This window comes from Sphingomonas sp. Leaf21 (genome assembly GCF_916858675.1).
GTDB lineage: Bacteria > Pseudomonadota > Alphaproteobacteria > Sphingomonadales > Sphingomonadaceae > Sphingomonas.
This window is the reverse complement of sequence record NZ_CAKASM010000049.1, coordinates 1-1,584: the sequence shown is the minus strand read 5'-3', so window position 1 is coordinate 1,584 and position 1,584 is coordinate 1. Positions and strand designations below refer to the sequence as shown.

The 1,584-nt window shown below is 68.2% G+C and carries 2 protein-coding genes; both read right to left on the bottom strand.

What is annotated here, in order from left to right:
* Positions 1-919: electron transfer flavoprotein subunit alpha/FixB family protein (locus LRP66_RS18170; protein ID WP_230484003.1), on the bottom strand; the 919-nt coding region annotated here is incomplete at its 3' end.
* On the bottom strand, positions 916-1,584 hold a 669-nt coding region (locus LRP66_RS18165; protein WP_230484002.1), incomplete at its 5' end, for an electron transfer flavoprotein subunit beta/FixA family protein. The genes LRP66_RS18170 and LRP66_RS18165, both read right to left, overlap by 4 nt.

Sequence of the window (1,584 nt, the reverse complement as noted above, 5' to 3'; positions counted from 1 at the left end):
CGGTCAGCTCCGGCACGACGGTGAACAGGTCGCCGACCAGGCCGATATCGGCGACCTGGAAGATCGGCGCGTCCTCGTCCTTGTTGATCGCGACGATGATCTTGGAGTCCTTCATCCCCGCCAGATGCTGGATCGCGCCCGAGATGCCGACCGCGACATAGACTTCCGGCGCGACGATCTTGCCGGTCTGGCCGACCTGATAGTCGTTGGGCGCATAGCCCGCATCGACCGCCGCTCGGCTGGCACCCACCGCCGCGCCCAGCTTGTCGGCCAGCGGGTCGATCAGCGCATGGAACTGCTCCTCCGAACCCAGCGCACGACCACCCGAGACGATGATCTTGGCGCTGGTCAGCTCGGGCCGCGCATTCTCGGCCTTCTCCGCGCCGACGAAGCGGGACCTGGCCGCGTCGCCGGTGGTCGAGACGGCCTCGATCTCGCCCGAACCCCCCTCGGCCGCCGCCTTGTCGAAGGCGGTGGTGCGCACCGTCAGGACCAGCTTGGTGTCGCTGGTCCTGACCGTCGCGATCGCGTTGCCCGCATAGATCGGCCGGGTGAAGCTGTCCGGCCCCTCGACCGACAGGATGTCCGAGATCTGCATCACGTCGATGAGGGCGGCGACGCGTGGCGCGATGTTCTTGCCGGTCGTCGTCGACGGCGCGAGGAATGCGTCGTGGCTGTCCATCAGCTTGGCGATCAGCGGCGCGACATTCTCCGCCAGCGCATTGGCGTAGGGAGCGTCGTCGGCGACATGGACCTTGCCCACGCCCGCGATCCTGGCCGCCGCCTGCGCCACGCCGTCGACGCCCTGACCCGCGACGATCAGGTGCACTTCGCCCAGCTTGCCCGCCGCCGTGACGGTCGCCAGCGTGGCATCCTTGACGGCCCCGCCGTCATGCTCGACCCAAACCAGCGTCTTCACTTGGCCACTCCCAGTGCTTTCAGTTTCTCGACCAGCTCATCGACCGAGCCGACCTTGACGCCCGCCTGGCGCTTGCCGGGCTCGGCGACATGGGTGATCGTCAGGCGCGGGGCGACATCGACGCCGTAATCGGCCGCCGTCTTCGTCGCCATCGGCTTGGACTTGGCCTTCATGATGTTGGGCAAGCTGGCGTAGCGCGGCTCGTTGAGGCGAAGGTCGGTCGTCACGATCGCGGGCAGCGTGAGGGCCACCGTCTCGAGGCCGCCATCGACCTCGCGGGTGACGTTGGCCGTCTGCCCGTCGATCTCGACCTTGGAGGCAAACGTCCCCTGCGCCCAGCCGAGCAACCCGGCCAGCATCTGCCCGGTCTGGTTGTTGTCGCCGTCGATCGCCTGCTTGCCCAGGATGACGAGGCCGGGCTGTTCCTCTTCCACGACCTTGGCGAGCAGCTTGGCGACGCCGAGCGGCTCCACCGGCTGGTCGGCGGTGATCAGCACCGCACGGTCCGCGCCCATCGCCAGCGCGGTGCGCAGCGTGTCCGCCGCCTTGGGCTCGCCGATCGAGACGACGACGACTTCGGTCGCCGCCCCCTTCTCCTTCAGCCGGATCGCCTCTTCCACCGCGATCTCGTCGAACGGGTTCATCGACATCTTCACGTTCGCCAG